Consider the following 14,741-nt stretch of genomic DNA (forward strand, 5'->3'; position numbering starts at 1 on the left):
CGCGATGCCCAGCTCCTCCAGCCCGGCCGTGGCCGCGGCCCGCACCGGAGCCGCATTCTCGCCGACGCCGGCCGTGAACGCGATGGCGTCGACTCCACCGGGCCGCCGCCCGCTCCCGCACCGCCCTCAGGCGGCGACCAGCACCTCGGCCGGCTCCAGGGCCAGCTTCAGCACCTCCCGCACGTCCGCGACCGGGTGGACGGTGAGCCGCTCCAGCACCTCGGCCGGGACGTCGTCCAGGTCGGCCTCGTTGCGCTTGGGGATGATCACCGTGCTGACCCCGGCCCGGTCGGCGGCAAGCAGCTTCTGCTTCACCCCGCCGATCGGCAGCACCCGCCCGGTCAGCGACACCTCGCCCGTCATCGCCACGTCGGTCCGCACCCGGCGGCCGGAGAGCAGCGAGGCCAGCGCGGTGGTCATGGTGATGCCGGCGCTCGGCCCGTCCTTGGGGACGGCCCCGGCGGGGACGTGCAGGTGCACGCCCCGGTCGCGCAGCGAGGTGACCGGCAGCTCCAGCTCGGCGCCGCGCGAGCGCAGGTAGGAGAGCGCGATGTGCGCGGACTCCTTCATCACGTCGCCCAGCTGCCCGGTGAGGGTGAGCCCGGTGCCGCCCGTCTCGGCGTCCGCCAGCGAGGCCTCGATGAACAGGACGTCGCCGCCGGCGCCCGTCACCGCCAGACCGGTCGCCACGCCGGGGACGGCGGTGCGCCGCTCGGCCGGCTCCTGGGCCGCCTCGGGGACGTGGTGCGGCCGGCCGATCAGCGCGCGGAGGTCCCCCGCGCCGATCGCGGCGGGCAGCTCGCGCTCGCCCAGCTCGGACTGCGCGGCGACCTTGCGCAGCACCCGGGCGATCGAGCGTTCGAGGTTGCGGACGCCGGCCTCGCGGGTGTACTCGCCGGCCAGCCTGCGCAGCGCCTCCTCCTCGACCGCGACCTCCTCGCCCGTCAGCCCGGCCCTCTCCAGCTGGCGCGGGAGCAGGTGGTCCCGGGCGATGACGACCTTCTCGTCCTCGGTGTAGCCGTCCAGCCGGACCAGCTCCATCCGGTCGAGCAGCGGCTCGGGGATGGCCTCCAGCACGTTGGCGGTGGCGAGGAAGACCACGTCCGAGAGGTCCAGCTCGACCTCCAGGTAGTGGTCCCGGAAGGTGTGGTTCTGCGCCGGGTCCAGCACCTCCAGCAGGGCGGCCGCCGGGTCGCCCCGGTAGTCCGAGCCGACCTTGTCGATCTCGTCGAGCAGGACGACCGGGTTCATCGAGCCGGCCTCCTTGATCGCGCGGACCAGACGGCCGGGCAGCGCGCCGACGTAGGTGCGGCGGTGGCCGCGGATCTCCGCCTCGTCCCGGACGCCGCCGAGCGCCACCCGGACGAACGTGCGGCCCATGGCGCGGGCCACCGACTCGCCCAGCGAGGTCTTGCCGACCCCGGGCGGCCCGACCAGCGCCAGCACCGCGCCGCCCCGCCGGCCAGCGACCTGCCCGAGCCCCTGGTCGGCCCGGCGCTTGCGGACGGCGAGGTACTCGACGATGCGGTCCTTGACGTCCGCGAGACCGGCGTGGTCCGCGTCCAGCACGGCGCGGGCGCCCGCGATGTCGTAGGCGTCCTCGGTGCGCTCGTTCCAGGGCAGCTCCAGGACGGTGTCCAGCCAGGTGCGGATCCAGGAGCCCTCGGGCGACTGGTCGGACGCCCGCTCCAGCTTGTCGACCTCCTTGAGGGCGGCCTCGCGGACCTTCTCGGGCAGGTCGGCGGCCTCGACCCGGGCGCGGTAGTCGCCCTCCTCGTCGGCCGGGTCGCCGTTGAGCTCGGCCAGCTCCTTGCGGACGGCCTCCAGCTGGCGGCGGAGCAGGAACTCCTTCTGCTGCTTGGCCACGCCCTCCTCGACGTCCTTGCGGATGGTGTCGTTGACCTCCTCCTCGGCGAGGTGGTCGCGCAGCAGCGTCAGGGCGTACTCCAGGCGGGCCACCTGGTCGGCCTCCAGCAGCACCTTGAGCTTCTGCTCGGCGGTGGCGAAGGAGGCGTAGCCGATGTTGTCGGCCAGCTCGCCGACGCCCTCGATCTGGGCCACCCGGTCGACGATCTGCCAGGCGCCGCGCTTGCGCAGCCACTGGGTGGAGAGCGCCTTGTACTCCTTGACCAGCTCGGCGGCGCGGCCGGCCACCGGGGTGTCGAGCGAGGACTCCCGGAACGGTGTGGTCTCCACCCAGAGCGCGGCGCCGGGCCCGGTGGTGCCGACGCCGATCCGGACCCGGCGCACGGCACGGACCAGTGCGGCCGGCTCCCCGTCGGCCAGCCGGCCGACCTGCTCGACGGTGGCGAGGGTGCCGACCGCCGCGTACGAGCCGTCCACCCGTGGAACCAGCAGCACCTGGGGCTTCGCGGAACCGGTGGCCGCGGCCCGCGCGGCCTCGACCGCGGCCCGCACCTCGGTGTCCTTCAGGTCCAACGGGACGACCATGCCCGGGAGCACGACCTCGTCGTCGAGCGGCAGCACGGGCAGGGTGAGCGGTGTGGACGTCGATGCCATGATCTCTCCCCAGTCAGCGAAGTTGAGTTGACCTGACTAAGGTTTTGCGGCGACCGAATGTTCCCCCCGACGTGTTCGCCATGAGCGAACAGGGAAGGCCTCGGGCGGGCCTGTCAAAAACGCCCCGGAACCCCGTGCGACCGGACAGGCCCTAGGCGCTAGGCGCGATCCAGCACCGCGGCCGCGCCGGAGGCCTGCGCCGCACCCGGCGCGCCCGCCGGGCCCGGCTCCGGGCGGCGCCACCGGCGGCCGGACCCGCGCCGCAGCCAGCGCCAGAGCGCCACCCCGGTCAGCAGCGCCACCGGGTGGCCGACCCCGGTCACCAGGTCCCGGTCCTCGGAGATCTGGTCGGCGAGCAGCACGGCGGCGAGGCCGAGCGCCAGCAGCCGCCCGCGCGGCGACAGCAGCCCGGCCAGTGCGCCGAGACTGACCAGCACGCCGTAGCTGACACCGATGTCCAGGGAGTCCAGCGCCCCGGACTCCAGCCGGCCGGTCGCCACCGCGGTGATCACCACCGACTGGGAGAGCACCGTCGCCGTGATGTGGCCGATCGCGAAGACCGCCGCCGCCCGCGCGGCGCCCACCCGGCGCTCCAGCGGCGCGACGGTGAAGGCGAAGGCCCAGAGGTACGGCATCCAGATCGTCCCGGCCACCCAGAAGCCGCTGAACAGCAGCGCGCGCAGCGGGTGGTGCACCAGATTGTGCCCGTCCGAGCTGGAAGCCTCCTGGAGGCGGAGCACCAGCCCCGGGTCGGCCAGCTCGGCGAAGGTGGTGGTGGCCACGACCACGGCGAGGTAGCCGAGCGCGAAGGGGTTGCGCCGGGGCGTCGGCACCCGGGCCAGCACCCACTCGGCCACCGCGACCCGCAGGCCGTACCGCAGCATCCCGTACGGCGGCCCCGGGCGCGGCCCGCTCTGCGCAGCGCTCCCTCGCAGCTCCGCCATGCCGCCTCCGCTCCAGACCCGCCGCCTCCGGCCCCCCGTCCGCTGCTCAACGTACCGGCGCACGCCGGAAATCCCACCGCTACGACTTGTCGTGACCACGGTACGTCCGGCTCCTGGGAGCCAGCTGGGAATACCCCGTGAACATCGAGTGGCGCGAAGATCCGGAATTGGTACAGACCAACACTCCGTCTACGCACGAGTAGCGGCTCTGACCGGCGGCTTGGTGTCAACTGGAGTGCATACGTACCGTTACGGAGTGAAAAATCGCCGGGTAAGGTACTGGCCCGTGCCCACTTCCGAGTGGGTCCGACGGGCGGCCCGAGGGCCGGCCCACGGGCCGGAAACGTCCGGTCCACCTGCCGGGAAGCACTCGTTGTCCGTACGCTGCGAAGTGTGCGGAAGCGGTGGGCAGTCCACACCTGTCCTCCGACTCCGCACGCGCTACGGGACGGCGGACCCGGCACAGTCCACGACGGAACAAGACTACGAGCGGAGCCTCGCCATCCCCACAGGTGGCCGGCCCGCAGCCCTGGGGGCGGTGGCGTGACCGTGACAGAAATTCAGCAGGACAACCAGAACAGCGGCGGCACGGTGAGCAGCCAGCGCAGAGTGCTGGTGGTGGAGGACGAGCCCACGATCGCGGAGTCGATCGCGGCCCGGCTGGGCGCGGAGGGCTTCAAGGTCGCCGTGGCCCACGACGGCCCGGGCGCGGTCGACGGCTTCCACACCTGGCAGCCCGACCTGGTCGTGCTCGACATCATGCTGCCCGGCTTCGACGGCCTGGAGGTGTGCCGCCGGATCCAGGCCCAACGCCCGGTACCGGTCCTGATGCTGACCGCGCGCGACGACGAGACGGACCTCCTGGTCGGCCTCGGCGTCGGTGCCGACGACTACATGACCAAGCCGTTCTCCATGCGGGAGCTGGCGGCCCGGGTCAACGTCCTGCTGCGCCGCGTCGAGCGCGCCCAGCAGGCGGCCCGCACGCCGGCGCTGGGCTCGCTGCGCTTCGGCGAGTTGGAGATCGACCACGTGCAGCGCCGGGTCCGGCTGGCCTCGGGCGACGTCCACCTGACGCCGACCGAGTTCGACCTGCTCGCCTGCCTGGCCGCACAGCCGCGCGCGGTCCTCACCCGCGAGCAACTGCTGGCCGAGGTCTGGGACTGGACGGACGCGTCCGGCACCCGCACCGTGGACAGCCACGTCAAGGCGCTGCGCCGGAAGATCGGCGCCAGCTGGATCCGTACCGTCCACGGGGTCGGCTACGCGCTGGAAGCTCCGCTCTCATAGCGGCGCCTCGGGCGACGGGCCTCCGGGGGGCCCGTGTCCCGAACCGCCGTGCCCACGCGGGGAATCACAGCACGCGGGGATCACAGGGGACCAATGACCTTTCCACAGCAACGCAACGGGGACACCGACGGCGCCCGCCGGCCCACACTGGCCGCCCGCGCCGCCCACCGGGTCTGGGCCGACATCCGGCCGCTCGACCCGGTCCGCTCGATCAAGGGCAAACTCGCCCTCCTGGTGATCGTCTCGGTCTTCCTCGCCACCGGCATGGTCGTGGTGGCGATCCGCTCCGAGACGCAGATCCGGATCATCATGGTCTTCTCCATGATCGCCTCACTGCTCTTCATGCAGTTCCTCGCGCACGGGCTGACCGCGCCGCTGCGCGACATGACCGCCGCCGCCCGCGCGATGGCCTCGGGCGACTACAGCCGCCGGGTCGAGGTGAGCTCCCGCGACGAGATCGGCGAGCTGGCGGCCACCTTCAACCAGATGGCGGCCGACCTGGAGGCCGCCGACCGGCACCGCCGCGAGCTGGTCGCCAACGTCTCCCACGAACTGCGCACGCCCATCGCCGCGCTGCGCGCCGTGCTGGAGAACGTGGTCGACGGCGTGGTCCAGCCGAATCCGGCGACCCTGGGCGCCGCACTGGTGCAGACCGAGCGGCTCGGCCGGCTGGTCACCCACCTGCTCGACCTGTCCAAGATCGACGACGGGGTGGTCGACCTGGACGCCCGCCCCTTCGAGGTGCGCGAGTTCCTGGACGGCGTGCTGCGCGGGGTCACCGTGGACGGCGCGACGGCCGGCGGGGCCTTCTCCCGGCGCGGCGACGTCCGGCTGGCCCTGGAGGTCAGCCCGGCCGGCCTGACCGGTGTGGCGGACCCGGAGCGGCTCCACCAGGTGGTCGCCAACCTGGTCGACAACGCCTGCAAGCACTCCCCGCCCGGCGGCACCGTGACGGTCCGGGCCCGGCCCGGCGGCGAGCCCGGCGCACTGCTGCTGGAGGTCGAGGACGAGGGGCCGGGCATCCCGGCGGCCGACCGCACCCGGGTCTTCGAGCGGTTCAGCCGCAGTGGCACCGCCACCGCGCAGGGGCCCGGCTCCGACGGCGGCACCGGCCTGGGGCTGGCCATCGCCCGCTGGGCGGTGGACCTGCACGGCGGGCGGATCGAGGTCGCCGAGGCCGCGCCCGGCTGCCGGATCGAGGTCCGCCTGCCCGGCCCGCGGTAGCGCCCGCCCGGGGCGCCGGGTGCGGGTCCGGTGACCGGACCCGCACCCGGTCCGCGGCGAACGGACTTCGCCCGCATGTCACAGAAGCGACACAGACGTGGACGGACGATCCAGGAGACCCCGGACACTGATTTGTCCGGTTTCATCCCCATATGGTGGCTGATCGGAAGTGATCGCTTCCCCTCCGAGGCGGCTTTCTAACGCACATTTTCAGCCAACCTGCAGGTCAGGACTGTGATCTGGGCGACGCCTGAGCCCTGGGGACTGCGCGATCACTGGTCAGGGGCGTAGCCTTAATCCCCGCTGTCCAAACATCCCAAAAGGAAGCGGAAGAGGGCGGTTGCCGCCGTGTCGCCACAGTCCCAAGAAACCCCCAACAGCTCGGCAAGCTCCACTGGCTTCGGCCCCAATGAGTGGCTCGTCGACGAGATCTACCAGCAGTACCTCCAGGACCCGAACTCGGTCGACCGAGCCTGGTGGGACTTTTTCGCCGACTACAAGCCCGGTACCGAGGTGACCCCAGTGACCCAGGCCGCGACCCAGGTCGGCCCCACGCCGACCCCCGTTGCCGCCCCCGCGCCCGCCGCTGCTGCTCCGGCCGCACCCGCCCCCGCCGCACCGGCCGCGCCCGCGCCGGCCCCTGCGGCCGCGGCACCCGCGCCCCTCGCCGCAGCTCCTGCCGCGCCCCCGGCCCCGAAGGCCGCCGCTCCGGCGCCGGCCGCGCCCGCCGAGACCGGCCCCGAGCTGGTCCAGCTCCGCGGCCCGTCGAAGGCCGTGGCGACCAACATGGACGCCTCGCTGGAGGTGCCGACGGCGACCTCCGTGCGCGCCGTGCCGGCCAAGCTGTTGATCGACAACCGCATCGTCATCAACAACCACCTGCAGCGCGCCCGCGGTGGCAAGGTCTCCTTCACCCACCTGATCGGCTACGCCCTGGTCCAGGCCATCAAGGCCTCGCCGGGCATGAACCACAGCTACCAGGTGAAGGACGGCAAGTCGTACCTGGTCAAGCCCGAGCACGTGAACCTGGGCCTGGCCATCGACCTGGTGAAGCCGAACGGCGACCGCCAGCTCGTGGTCGCGGCGATCAAGAAGGCCGAGACCCTCGACTTCTTCGGCTTCTGGCAGGCCTACGAGGACATCGTCCGCCGGGCCCGCGCCAACAAGCTGACCATGGACGACTTCACCGGCGTCACGGTCTCGCTGACCAACCCCGGCGGCATCGGCACCGTGCACTCCGTGCCGCGCCTGATGCAGAACCAGGGCACCATCGTCGGCGTCGGCGCCATGGAGTACCCGGCCGAGTTCCAGGGCTCCGCCCCGGAGACCCTGTCCCGCCTCGGTGTCTCCAAGATCATGACGCTGACCTCGACCTACGACCACCGCGTCATCCAGGGCGCGGCGTCCGGCGAGTTCCTGCGCGAGATCCACCGGCTGCTGCTGGGCGAGAACGGCTTCTACGACGAGATCTTCGAGTCGCTGCGGATCCCGTACGAGCCGGTCCGCTGGGCCACCGACGTGGCCACCACGCACGACGACGAGGTCAACAAGACCGCCCGCGTCATCGAGCTGATCCACTCCTACCGGGTCCGCGGCCACCTCATGGCCGACACCGACCCGCTGGAGTACAAGCAGCGCAAGCACCCCGACCTGGACGTCACCACGCACGGCCTCACCCTGTGGGACCTGGAGCGCGAGTTCGCGGTCGGCGGCTTCGGCGGCCAGCGGATGATGAAGCTGCGCGACATCCTCGGCCTGCTGCGCAACACCTACTGCCGCACGGTCGGCATCGAGTACATGCACATCCAGGACCCGACGCAGCGCAAGTGGCTGCAGGACCGCCTGGAGAAGCCGTACACCAAGCCGGAGCGCGAGGAGCAGCTGCGCATCCTGCGCCGGCTGAACTCGGCCGAGGCCTTCGAGACCTTCCTGCAGACCAAGTACGTCGGGCAGAAGCGTTTCTCGCTGGAGGGCGGCGAGTCGCTCATCCCGCTGCTGGACGCGACCATCGACTCGGCGGCCGAGCACCGCCTGGACGAGGCCGTCATCGGCATGGCCCACCGCGGCCGCCTGAACGTGCTGGCCAACATCGTCGGCAAGCCGTACGGCAAGATCTTCGGCGAGTTCGAGGGCAACCTCGACCCGAAGTCGATGCACGGCTCCGGCGACGTGAAGTACCACCTCGGCTCCGAGGGCACCTTCACCGGCCTGGACGGCGAGACCATCAAGGTCTCGCTCGCCGCGAACCCCTCCCACCTGGAGGCCGTGGACCCGGTCGTCGAGGGCATCGCCCGCGCCAAGCAGGACATCCTGGACCAGGGCGGCACCACCTTCCCGGTGCTGCCGATCCAGATCCACGGCGACGCGGCCTTCGCCGGCCAGGGCGTCGTCGCGGAGACCCTGAACATGTCGCAGCTGCGCGGCTACCGCACCGGCGGCACCGTGCACGTCGTGGTGAACAACCAGGTCGGCTTCACCGCCGCGCCCGCGAGCAGCCGCTCGTCGATGTACTGCACCGACGTGGCCCGCATGATCGAGGCGCCGATCTTCCACGTGAACGGCGACGACCCGGAGGCCGTGGTCCGCGTCGCGCGGCTCGCCTTCGAGTTCCGCCAGGCGTTCCACAAGGACGTCGTGATCGACCTCATCTGCTACCGCCGCCGCGGTCACAACGAGGCCGACAACCCGTCGTTCACCCAGCCGCTGATGTACGACCTGATCGACAAGAAGCGCTCGGTGCGCAAGCTGTACACCGAGGGCCTGATCGGTCGCGGCGACATCACCATGGAAGAGGCGGAGCAGGCGCTCCAGGACTTCCAGGGCCAGCTGGAGAAGGTCTTCGCCGAGGTCCGCGACGCCGCCCAGACGCCGGCCCCGGCCGCCAACGGCAAGCCGCAGGCGGACTTCCCGGTCAACATCCAGACCGGCATCTCCGAGGAGATGGTCAAGCGGATCGCCGCCTCGCAGGTCAACCTGCCGGACTGGCTGACCGTCCACCCGCGTCTGCTGCCGCAGCTGCAGCGCCGCGCCTCCTCAGTCGAGGACAACACCATCGACTGGGCGATGGGCGAGACCCTCGCCATCGGCTCGCTGCTGATGGAGGGCCACCCGGTCCGGCTGGCCGGCCAGGACAGCCGCCGCGGCACCTTCGGCCAGCGCCACGCGGTGCTGATCGACCGGGTCTCCGGCGAGGACTACACCCCGCTGCTGTACCTGACCGAGGACCAGGCCCGCTACACCGTGTACGACAGCCTGCTGTCCGAGTACGCGGCCATGGGCTTCGAGTACGGCTACTCGCTGACCCGCCCGAACTCGCTGGTCATGTGGGAGGCGCAGTTCGGCGACTTCGTCAACGGCGCGCAGACCGTGGTGGACGAGTACATCGCCTCCGCCGAGCAGAAGTGGGGCCAGCACTCCGGCGTCACCCTGCTGCTGCCGCACGGCTACGAGGGCCAGGGCCCGGACCACTCGTCCGCCCGCCCGGAGCGCTTCCTCCAGCTGTGCGCGCAGAACAACATGACGGTCGCCATGCCGACCCTGCCGTCGAACTACTTCCACCTGCTGCGCTGGCAGGCGCACAACCCGCACCACAAGCCGCTCGTCGTCTTCACCCCGAAGTCGATGCTGCGCCTGAAGGCCGCGGCGAGTGCCACCGAGGAGTTCCTGTCCGGCTCGTTCCGCCCGGTCATCGGTGACACCACCGTCGACCCGGCGAACGTCCGCAAGGTCGTCATCACGGCGGGCAAGTTCTACTACGACGTCGAGGCGGCCCGCACCGAGCGCGGGGTCACCGACACCGCGATCGTCCGGGTCGAGCGGCTCTACCCGCTGCCGGTGGCCGAGCTCCAGGAGGAGCTGGCCCGCTACGGCGACAACGTCCAGTTCGTCTGGGCGCAGGAGGAGCCGGCCAACCAGGGTGCCTGGCCGTTCATCGCGATGAACCTGGTCGACCACCTGCAGGTCGTCATCGGCCGCAGCGCCAACGGCTCGCGGCTGCGCCGCGTCGCCCGCACGGCCTCCTCGGCCCCCGCGGTCGGCTCGGCCAAGCGTCACGCCGCCGAGCAGCAGGCGCTGCTGGAGGAGATCTTCACCATCTGAGCCCGCTCCGACTCCGGTCGGGCTCGAACGGCCCCGGCCCCCGCGCACACCGCGCGGGGGCCGGGGCCGTCGTCGTGGCGGGCCGGGGCCGCGCGGTGACGCCGTGCCAAGGTCCCAGCTCTGCAACCAAACGGCCACCGACCTGCGAGCACAGCTGACGGGTCGGTAGGTTATGCCTCGCCGGACCGACGCCCGGGCGCCCCTCACCGCGCCCGCCGGCGGCCGGATGACCTCACCGCTCTCCCAGGGGGACCACCACATGACCGCCGACACACCACGGGATGCCACGGCCGCGCCGCTCCCGCCGGTCTTCCAGCCGCTGCACCCGGACGACCCGCGCGAGGTCGGCGGCTACCGGCTCTTCGCCCGCCTCGGCGCCGGCGGCATGGGCCGGGTCTACCTGTCGTACACGCCGGGCGGCCGCCCGGTGGCGCTCAAGGTGGTCCGCCCGGAGTTCGCCGAGGACGGCGAGTTCCGCCGCCGCTTCGCCCAGGAGGTCAGCAACGCCCAGCGGATCCACGGGCTCTACACGGCCCAGGTGATCGACTCGGGCGGCCTGGACTCGGACGCCCCCTGGCTGGTCACCGCGTACGTGCCGGGCCCGTCGCTGCAGCAGGTGGTCCGCGAGAACGGCGCGCTGCCGGTGCGCACCGTGCTGCTGCTGATGGGCGGCATCGCCGAGGCGCTGCAGGCCATCCACAGCGTCGAGGTGGTGCACCGCGACCTCAAGCCCGCCAACGTGCTGGTGGCCGGCGACGGCCCGCGCGTGATCGACTTCGGCATCGCCCGGGCCGCCGACGCCACCGCGCTGACCGGGACCGGCTACCGGATCGGCTCGCCCGCCTTCATGTCCCCGGAGCAGGCCCAGGGCCGCCCGGTCACCCCGGCCACCGACGTCTTCGCGCTCGGTGCGCTGGCCGCGTACGTGGCCGGCGGCACCGCGCCGTTCGGCGACGGCCCGGACACCGCCGTGCTCTACCGGGTGGTGCACGAGCAGGCCGACCTGGACGCCGTCCCGGCCGACCTGCGCGAGCTGATCATGCGCTGCCTGGCGAAGTCCCCCGAGGACCGGCCGAAGCCCGCCGAGATCATCGAGATCGCCCGCAACCACCCGTCGGTCGGCGGGCAGCTGCGGTTCTCCGACGACTGGCTGCCCCGGCAGGTCAACACCGAGATCACCCGCCGCTCGGACCTGCCGAAGACCCCGCCGACCCCGCTGCCGGCCGCGCCGGCCACGGCGCCGACCCCGCCCCCGAGCAGCCCGCCCACCATCCCGCCGCCGCCCTTCGCGCAGCCGACCCACCCGGCCACCGCGCCCTCCTTCGGCGTGCCCGACTTCGGCACCCCCCGGCCGCAGCCGGTCACCCCGCCACCCGGCTTCACCCCGCCGCCGCTCGGCGCGTACGGCCCCCCGCAGCCCGGCTACGAGGCCCCGACCGCGCCGGTGCCCGCCTCGCCGCCGACCGTGCAGCTGCGCCAGGAGCCGCCGTCCTACGACACCCCGCCGCCCGGCCCGGTGGTGACGGACACCCCGGCGTCCGCGCCGGAGCCCCGGCGCAAGGGCGTCTCCTGGAAGGCCCTGCTGGTGGTCGCCCTGGTGATGGCCCTCGGCGGCACCGCGGGCGGCATCGTGCTGGTCAAGCAGCTGGACAAGAAGAACGACAAGGCCAGCAGCGCCTCGACCGGGGGCCCGGCCCCCGCCCCGACCACGCCCGTTCCGACCGCCCCGAGCACGGCGGCCGACGTCCCGGCCGGCCCGGGGAGCAGCTCGCCCGGCGCGACCACGGGCAAGGTGACCGCCGCCCCGTCGGCGTCGGCCGGCGGAGTGGTCGCGCCGTCCCGGCCCGCCGGGTACGCGGTGCTGCTCGACAAGAAGGCCCTGACCATCCCCGGCACCGAGGCCTACTACGACTCCTACCGGATCGACCTGGACGGCGGGACGGTCGTGCCGCGCGGCAACGACCTCAAGTGGGGTCTGGGCGTGACCGCCACCGGCAGCAGCAGCAAGGCCAACGCCTTCGTCACCGCCGGTGACAGCAAGTCGGACTTCGCGGTGATCACCGAGTCGAGCGTGACGCCCGACCAGTGCGCCGTCGCGATCGACTCGCGGCCCGACACCGACCTGTCGTTCAACCGGGTCTCGCCCGGGCGCCTGCTCTGCATCCGCGACCGGATCACCCGCAACATCGGGATCGCCGTGGTCGAGGTCGCCGACGTCACCACCGGAACCGTCAAGATCACCCTGAGCACCTGGCGGGCCAGCTGACCCGGCACCGCCCGGACTATCCTGACCGGGTCGAAATCCCCACCTGACCGGAGCGAACCGTGTACTTCACCGACCGCGGCATCGAGGAGCTGGCGAACCGGCGCGGCGACGAGGAGGTCACCTACGAGTGGCTGGCCGAGCGCCTGCGCGAGTTCGTCGACCTCAACCCGGACTTCGAGATCCCGGTCGAGCGGCTGGCCACCTGGCTGGCGCGGCTCGACGACGAGGACGACGAGTGACGCGGTAGGCCGTGAGCGTAGGGCCCGGGAGGCGATGCCTCCCGGGCCCTACGCGTGCTCCTCCCCGTAGGGGACGTCTCGGGGTCCGCTCCGGGTCGGGCTCCGGGCCGGATCCCTTGACTTCGCCGTCACGCGATATATCGTCTTTGGAAGAGGACGCGATACATCGCGAGTCGTAACGGGAGGCGGCAGACATGAGCCAGTGGACGGTCGAGGGCCCCGACAGGATCACCATCGACGGGGAGGTCGACACCCTGCACGTCCGGATCGTCGGAGGCGCCGTGAACGTGGTGGCCACCGAGGGCCCGGCCCGGCTGGAGGTCACCGAGCTGGAGGGCGAGCCGCTGCACGTCACGCTCGCCGACGGGGTGCTGACGGTCACCTACAAGGACCTCAGCTGGAGCGAGTTCGGCGAGTCGGTCAAGTCGGTGCAGTCGATCAAGTCGTTCTTCGGCGGCCTGCGGCGCACCCGCCGGGCCGTGGTCTCGCTGGCCGTGCCGGCCGGCGCCAAGGTCAGGGCGGGCACCGTCTCGGCCGACGCCACCGTCTCCGGCATCAGCGCGCCGGTCTCGGTGCACAGCGCCGGCGGTGACGCCACCCTGGTCGGGCTCGCCGGCCGGACGGACGCCAACACCGTCTCCGGGGACGTCGACGCCCAGTCGGTCTCCGGCGACCTCAAGGTCAACACCGCCTCCGGGCGGGTCACCCTGCTGGCCGGCACCTCCGACAACGTGCAGGTCCACTCGGTCAACGGGGACGTCACCCTCGACCTCGACGTGGCCACCCCGTCGGAGATCAAGGTCACCACGGTGAGCGGCTCGGTCGGCATCCGGCTGCCCTCGCTCGTCGACACCAAGGTCGAGGCCGGCACCAACAGCGGGGACGTCACCAGCACCTTCGAGCAGCTCAAGGTCGGCGGCTCCTGGGGGGCCAAGAAGCTCTCCGGCAAGCTCGGCTCCGGCCAGGGCAACCTGGTCGTGACCACCGTCTCCGGCGCGGTCACCGTGCTCCGCCGCCCGGACACCGAGGACGACGGCCCGGTGATCGTCAAGGAACTCCCGGCCGGCCCCGACCTCGGCAAGGGCCCCGACCTCACCAAGGAGGCCTGAGATGACCCCCGTCTTCGGTCACGGCCGGCTCCGCCTGTACCTGCTGAAGCTGCTCGACGAGTCGCCGCGGCACGGCTACGAGGTCATCCGCCTCCTGGAGGAGCGCTTCGAGGGCCTGTACGCGCCCTCGGCCGGCACCGTCTACCCGCGGCTCGCCAAGCTGGAGCAGGAGGGCCTGGTGACGCAGAGCACCGAGGGCGGCCGCAAGGTCTACCGGCTCACCGAGGCCGGCCGCAGCGAGCTGGCGAGCCGCCAGGGCGAGCTGGACGAGCTGGAGCTGGAGATCCGCGACTCGGTGGCCCAGCTCGCCGGGGCGATCCGCGAGGACGTCCGGGACGGCGCCAAGAACCTGCGCGAGGAGCTGTGGGGCGCGGCGAAGCAGGCGCCCCGGCCGGAGGGCGCCGAGAACGGCGGGGACCCCTGGGCCGGCCCGTGGGGGGACAAGGACGCCTGGCAGCGCGCCAAGGAGGAGTTCGCCCAGTTCAAGAAGCAGGCCAAGGAGCAGGCCAAGCGCGCCAAGGACCAGGAGAAGGCGGCCAAGGCCAAGGCGAAGGCCGCCGAGGAGGAGGCCCGCAAGCTGCGCGAGCAGTCCCGGGCGGCACGGACGGCGGCCCAGCAGGAGGCGCTGCGGATCAAGCGCCGGGTCGAGCAGCAGGTCCGCGACCACGCGGCCCGGGGCGACTGGCCGACCGGGCTGGCCGAGGGCCTCTCCGAACTGACCAAGGGCCTGGCCGGACTGGCCGACGCGGCCCGGTGGGGCCACTCGGCGCAGGACGCCGAGGCACCCGCCGAGAAAGTCACCGTCACCCGGATCGACCTGGACAAGGACGAGCGGGCCGGCGACGCCCCGGCCGACCTGCCGCCGTGGGCGGCGACCGACCCGGCCGGCGATCCGGCCCGGGAGCTGGAGCGGCTGCTCGACCGCTTCCGGGACCAGGTCCGCGACGCGGCCCGGGACGGCGGGGTGACGGCCGAGCGGCTGGCCGAGGCCCGCACGGTGCTGGGCACCGCCGGCGAGCGGCTGCGACGACTGCTCGGCTGAGCACCCGCTGGA

The 14,741-nt window shown here is 72.7% G+C and carries 9 protein-coding genes and 1 pseudogene; 7 read left to right on the top strand and 3 right to left on the bottom strand.

What is annotated here, in order from left to right:
- The 3 genes and pseudogenes from ACWDRR_RS09925 to ACWDRR_RS09935 form a co-directional block, all read right to left on the bottom strand.
- A pseudogene (locus tag ACWDRR_RS09925) lies at positions 1–99 on the bottom strand (hypothetical protein); the annotation flags it as partial.
- A gap of 27 nt (positions 100–126) precedes the next feature.
- Positions 127–2,520, bottom strand: a complete 2,394-nt coding sequence (lon, locus tag ACWDRR_RS09930) for an endopeptidase La (RefSeq protein WP_449771686.1) — start codon at positions 2,518–2,520, stop codon at positions 127–129.
- A gap of 158 nt (positions 2,521–2,678) precedes the next feature.
- Entirely contained in the window at positions 2,679–3,464 is a 786-nt protein-coding gene (locus tag ACWDRR_RS09935) for a rhomboid-like protein (protein ID WP_449771687.1), read from the bottom strand.
- Positions 3,465–4,013: 549 nt separating this feature from the next.
- Here ACWDRR_RS09935 and ACWDRR_RS09940 point away from each other — a divergent pair.
- From ACWDRR_RS09940 to ACWDRR_RS09970, 7 genes are all read left to right on the top strand, one after another.
- Positions 4,014–4,751, top strand: coding sequence for a response regulator transcription factor (locus ACWDRR_RS09940; RefSeq protein WP_209411241.1), 738 nt, complete (start codon positions 4,014–4,016; stop codon positions 4,749–4,751).
- 93 nt (positions 4,752–4,844) lie between these two features.
- Positions 4,845–5,975: a sensor histidine kinase gene (locus ACWDRR_RS09945; protein WP_449771688.1), complete on the top strand. Its 1,131-nt coding sequence runs from the start codon at positions 4,845–4,847 to the stop codon at positions 5,973–5,975.
- A 348-nt stretch (positions 5,976–6,323) separates the two neighbouring features.
- Positions 6,324–10,073: a multifunctional oxoglutarate decarboxylase/oxoglutarate dehydrogenase thiamine pyrophosphate-binding subunit/dihydrolipoyllysine-residue succinyltransferase subunit gene (locus tag ACWDRR_RS09950; RefSeq protein WP_449771689.1), complete on the top strand. Its 3,750-nt coding sequence runs from the start codon at positions 6,324–6,326 to the stop codon at positions 10,071–10,073.
- A 259-nt stretch (positions 10,074–10,332) separates the two neighbouring features.
- A complete protein-coding gene (locus tag ACWDRR_RS09955; protein WP_449771690.1) occupies positions 10,333–12,339 on the top strand; it encodes a protein kinase domain-containing protein in 2,007 nt (668 codons plus the stop codon).
- A gap of 59 nt (positions 12,340–12,398) precedes the next feature.
- A complete protein-coding gene (locus ACWDRR_RS09960) occupies positions 12,399–12,578 on the top strand; it encodes a DUF6104 family protein (RefSeq protein ID WP_449771691.1) in 180 nt (59 codons plus the stop codon).
- Positions 12,579–12,772: 194 nt separating this feature from the next.
- Complete coding sequence (locus ACWDRR_RS09965; protein WP_449771692.1) at positions 12,773–13,687, top strand: DUF4097 family beta strand repeat-containing protein; 915 nt, start codon at positions 12,773–12,775, stop codon at positions 13,685–13,687.
- 1 nt (position 13,688) lies between these two features.
- Positions 13,689–14,729, top strand: coding sequence for a helix-turn-helix transcriptional regulator (locus ACWDRR_RS09970; RefSeq protein WP_449771693.1), 1,041 nt, complete (start codon positions 13,689–13,691; stop codon positions 14,727–14,729).
- The last annotated feature ends 12 nt before the right edge of the window (positions 14,730–14,741 follow it).

The organism is Kitasatospora sp. NPDC003701 (assembly GCF_053587085.1).